This is a genomic window from Streptococcus handemini (assembly GCF_040984445.1).
GTDB classification, from domain to species: Bacteria; Bacillota; Bacilli; order Lactobacillales; family Streptococcaceae; genus Streptococcus; species Streptococcus handemini.
On sequence record NZ_JBFRYH010000097.1, the window covers coordinates 1 to 4,985 of the forward strand.

Here is a 4,985-nt window from a genome sequence, read left to right on the forward strand (position 1 = left end):
TCCCTGCATTGTCCACATAAGTAATCGTACGCGTGATGGTCTTCGTCAATTCAAGATTCTCAACTGATTTTGGCCATACCGGAGAGTTTGGATCGTTCGGATCAACTGGTTTTCCTGGAACTGGTTTGTCGCCTGGTGTAACTGGTTCAATGCGTGGTGTCAATTCATAAACAAAGTCTTGAGAGTTGTCTGGAACATTGTCAAAGGTACCCGTTGGACTGTAATTGTCCTTGTTAGTAACCGTATAGCCCGCTTTCTTGAACTCGTTTATTTTCTCTTCTGGATCATATTTAAAGGCTTCTCCTGTCTTACCAGTCAAGTTGTATTGATATTTTGGTTCAGGTGTTCCTACTTCTACAAATTTGACACTTCCTTTTTCAAGCACTTCTGGTGTGTAAAGAACTTTTTCATCTGTCAAAGTAGCAGTAAAGTCATTGCCACTTCCAGACGTCGTTGGAGTTGCTGCGGCAACCGTTGCTTTATCGCGTGTATAGCCTGCCTTTTCTGGAGAATCAACAGCTGGAACAGTTTCTTCACCGATTGGTGCCCAAGGAGTTGTAGTCACATCACCTGTGACGTGGTCAACTGTCACGGTACGTGTATAAGTTACTGTTTGTACAACGTCTTCAAAAACTTTATTCAGATCGTTGTCAGGGTCATTGGCATAACGATAGCGAATTGTACGAGTCACACTTAACTTAACCTTGCTGACTTCCTCTGGCCATTTTGGTCCGTCTGGATTGCTAGGATTAATCGGTTGACCTGGTGTTGGAACTTCTCCTTCTGGTGTGTTTGGAGTGATGGTTGTCACTTTATGACGTAAAGTCACTTCAAATTTCTGCGTTGGATCCGTTTTTGAAGGGTCTTTTTGGTTGTCAAAGACGATTGGTTTTGGCACACCATCTGTCACCACTTCGTATCCTTGATTTTCTAATTCTTTGATACGGTCTGCTGTCGAATACGATACAGTTTCTCCCACTAGACCACTTACTGTTGCAACATCTCCTAACGTTTTCGGATTTTCTTTATCCGTAATGTCCTTGTAGGTAATAGTTGCAAACTGAGTATCTTCTGTGATTTCACGATATTTAACCGTTACATCGCTAAGTCCAGAAATCACACCTGCTTCGTTAATAGTCGTTACTGCAGACGGAACTGTCTCTACGTTATCAACAATCGTATAACCAGCGATAACTGGTGATTTGACTGAAGGTGCTGTATCTGTTGGAACAGCTCTCCATGGTGAATACGTGATTTTACCTGTTGCATTATTGACTGTTGCGGTGCGGACATAGGTGATTTTTTGTGTGACATCTTGAGCAGCCGTGGAACCATCCTTTTCATAGACATAGTGGATTGTTCTAGTCGCTTCTTTTACGAGGTCATCTCTTGTTAAGCCACCATCCGTTGGCCAGAATGGTCCACCCGGTTGCTTCGGATCAATCGGATCCCCTGGTATCAGCGGATTTGTTGGATCATTTGGGTTCGGTACTGGATTGTTCGGGTCATCAAGATTTGGAGTGACTTCTGTCATCACCTCTACCAACTCAACTGTAAACTTCTGAGTTGCTTTATCTTTATTCTCATCACGAAGGTTATCAAAGGCCACCCCTGTTTCTGGGTAGTCATTGAATACGACTTTATACCCTTTGAGTTTGTACTCATTGATTCGGTCAGTAGTGCGATAGTCACTGGTTTCCCCTGGACGACCGTGCGTTTCATCGACCTCTCCGAGCGTTTTTTTATCAGCTGGGTTCGTTACATCTACATAGGTAATCGTTGCTGTCTGAATTTCGCCGATATTTTTACGTTTCAATTTGACAACATAGCTCTGAGTCGGCACTTCCTTAAGAGAGTATTTCTTAACTTTTTCGCCATTTTCGTAGACTTCTTCTTCTACTAAAACTTCATCGACCTTGTCATCAAAATTCCTGTCAGCTCGATTGGTGAAGCCATCTCCGTTTAATACAAGGCTGTAGGCATTAGATAGGGAATTTATGCGGTCTGTCGTACTATATCCTATCTCTGTGCCAGCCATACCTATGACACGGTCTTCCCCACCAATCTGTACGACTTCTTCTCCGTTATCATCCACTTCGGCATAACGAATTGTCGCTACCTGAGGTTTTGCCTTATAGGTATAAACAACTGGGTTAGAAGGGACACGATAATTGTTGACAAAATCTTGTGGATTACCTCCATTTGCAGTTTTAAAACCTACACTCTCTTGTGGACCGACGGCTTTAGAATACTCACCTGTAAAGCGTCCATTTGTATAAACTCCTACTCGCTGACCATCTGGCCCAACTGCAGTAAATACTTTCGTTCCATCCTCACTAATAACCACACTAGTAGCAGTATATCCATTAGATGTTTGGATATCGACATCTCCCACACGGGCACGAGTTCTTGCCTCGTTCAAACTACCGGTGTTATTGTAAGGCGTTGAGTAAACCTCATAGCCAGGAATAGGCACAATCTCTGTCGTATAGGTACTATAAGTAACACCCGTACGAGTATACTTTGGACGAAGTTGCTTCCAAGTAGTCTTGTCTTCATCTTCGGGTGCTCCTTCCTTATGCTCTACAAAATATACGTCCTGACTAACCATTCTCGGAATAGGTGTTCCTGCAGCTGTATAATTTTCCGTACTTCTTAGTGAAGTATGGTAAAGGAAAGTAAAAGTTTTTTTGCCTGCACGTTCAGGATCTTCTGCCGCATTTCCTACGATACGAAGTTGTTGAGCAGTTCCCGCACGATTATCTCGGAAATACACACTAACGCTACCAATTCTTACAATATCCCCTGTGTTACCTAAACCTGGATTTGGAATATATTTTCTCTCTAACTCACCAGGATTGTTGCTATCATACTTCGTGATGAAATATTGATTCGTAGTCTTATCAATAGAAAGAATATATTTGATTGTTTGATTTTCGGTTAGTGCAAAGGTAGCAAAGGTCAAGGAATTGTCCGTCGGGTCTTTTGGAACTCCAGCATAAGGAACTGGGTCATAAAGATTGTAGCCAAACAGTTTTTCACTTTCTGTCCCATTTTGTACATAACGGAAGCCACTTGTCCCAGAGGCGATTTCCTCTTTTCGCTTGCGAGAGTACTCTTGGAATGCCCGACTAAGCGTCAAAGCACGCTGTTGCGCTGCATCTAAGGAAGCAATCACTTCTGCTGTCACTTGCAAGTTTTCGAAATCACTGACACTAAGCTTACCAAGCTCCTCTACAGACAAGCCTTTTAAGTAATCATTTACTGGCTGTGTAGTTGTTCGACCAGCAGTAAATGGTTCTTCGATTTCAATTTCTCTTTCGACAGTCGTCGCTGATGCTTCTGATTGTGACGCTTCTGTTTTCGGCTGTGCAGACTCAGGCTGATCCACTTTGTCCGTCTCTGGCTGTGTAGGCTGCTCAGACACTTTCTTCACTGCGAACTCTACCACATTGTCTGCGCCCTCTGTCACAGTCTGTGGGCGGACTCCCTTAGTCTTGTCGACTAGCTCGTAGCCCTTTGCACTCAAACCATCTGTATCTGCGACTTCTGTCACGAATGTCATAGCAAGGGAACGCTCTGTAGTGACTTCTGTTGTCTTGGTAACAGCGTAAACCACTTTCCCAGTCTCATCCACATAGCGGACAGTATAGGAAAGAACCGCCGTGCGTTCTGATGGACTTGCTACAGCAGCTGAAGCTGTCGCTTCGTTTGCATCACTAACAGGTGATAGCACAGCGGTAGACTCTTCTGAACTGACTTCAGAATGACCGACACTTGCTTCTACTAATGGTTCTTCAGCTGATACGGTCGTAGCCGTCCCCACGCTCAAAATAGTTCCTAGGAGCACACTTGCCGCTCCAAAATGGAACTTCCTAATCGAATAGCGTTGGCTGAGACTATACCAGTCAAAACTTTTTTTCGATTTTTTATACCTCATCTTATACCTCTTTTTATAAGTATTGTAGATACAGAACTACTATTTTAGTATACCCCCCCCCCCGGTGGTTTTGTCAATAGGTTTGACTGATTAAAATATCACTCTTGCATATATATATATATATATATGTGTGTGTGTGTGCAAGAACCCCTATCTTTCTTTTTCGAAAAACTGTTACACTTACTAGTTCCCTCCCCATCCTATCTCTATTAAGGGTAGGAGTTTTGCACAATCATTACTGAGCCAATCTTATCTAAATCATCAGCTGGTACAGATATGATATTGCTAAATATAGTATGTTTTTTCAAAATAGAGCAAAGGCAATCCTGCTTCTCCCCACCTCTCCAACAGGAGAAACTATAAAATCTATTAGAAGCCTAAGCTCAAGACCAGCTTTTCTAAAAAACAGATTTGCGCAGTGGTGATGCTCCAAAATAGACTAATCCACGTAAGAATTGATACCTGATACTCTATAAACATCCAAATTTGATTAGGAAACAAAATCGAAGGTAGAACTGAAGTTCAGCAAGATGGGGTAACGATATCAGAGTTTGATTTTAACGAATATAAGTTGGTTATTTTTGAATTTCAATGATTAGCACTTGAAAAACTAACTTGCACGCAAAATAAGTAGCTAAAGAGTGTCTCTCTAGCTACTTATTATCTTTCATCAGGAGAAGAGGATAGAATCATCTCCCACCTAGAGTGTCAGTAGGCGAATTATACTTCGTCTTCTGATTTTTTCTTACCTAATCCAAGCAATGCTGCTAATCCAAGGGTAGCTACACCATACATAAATGTAGCATTTCCAGACATATCCCCTGTCTGTGGCAATTCTGCCTTTGCAGGTACCGCTGGTTGGGCAGTTTTGTTTGGGGCAGCTGGTGGTGTTGGCTCAGCTAGCTTGCTTGGTTCTATCGGCTTACCTGAGTCTACTGGTTTGCCTGGTGTCGGTGGCACCGGAGTGGTTGGTGGTGTCACTGGTTTTTCAGGTGTAGTCGGAGGTGTTACCGGTGGAACTGGTTTCACCGGAGGAGTTACTGGC

The 4,985-nt window shown here is 42.8% G+C and carries 2 protein-coding genes; both read right to left on the reverse strand.

The genetic code is table 11. The features are described 5' to 3' along the window. The coding region (locus tag ABPH35_RS10330; protein WP_368849799.1) for a mucin-binding protein at positions 1–3,940 on the reverse strand (3,940 nt) is incomplete at its 3' end. Between the two features lie 720 nt (positions 3,941–4,660). Beyond that, on the reverse strand, positions 4,661–4,985 hold a 325-nt coding region (locus tag ABPH35_RS10335; protein WP_349989598.1), incomplete at its 5' end, for an LPXTG cell wall anchor domain-containing protein.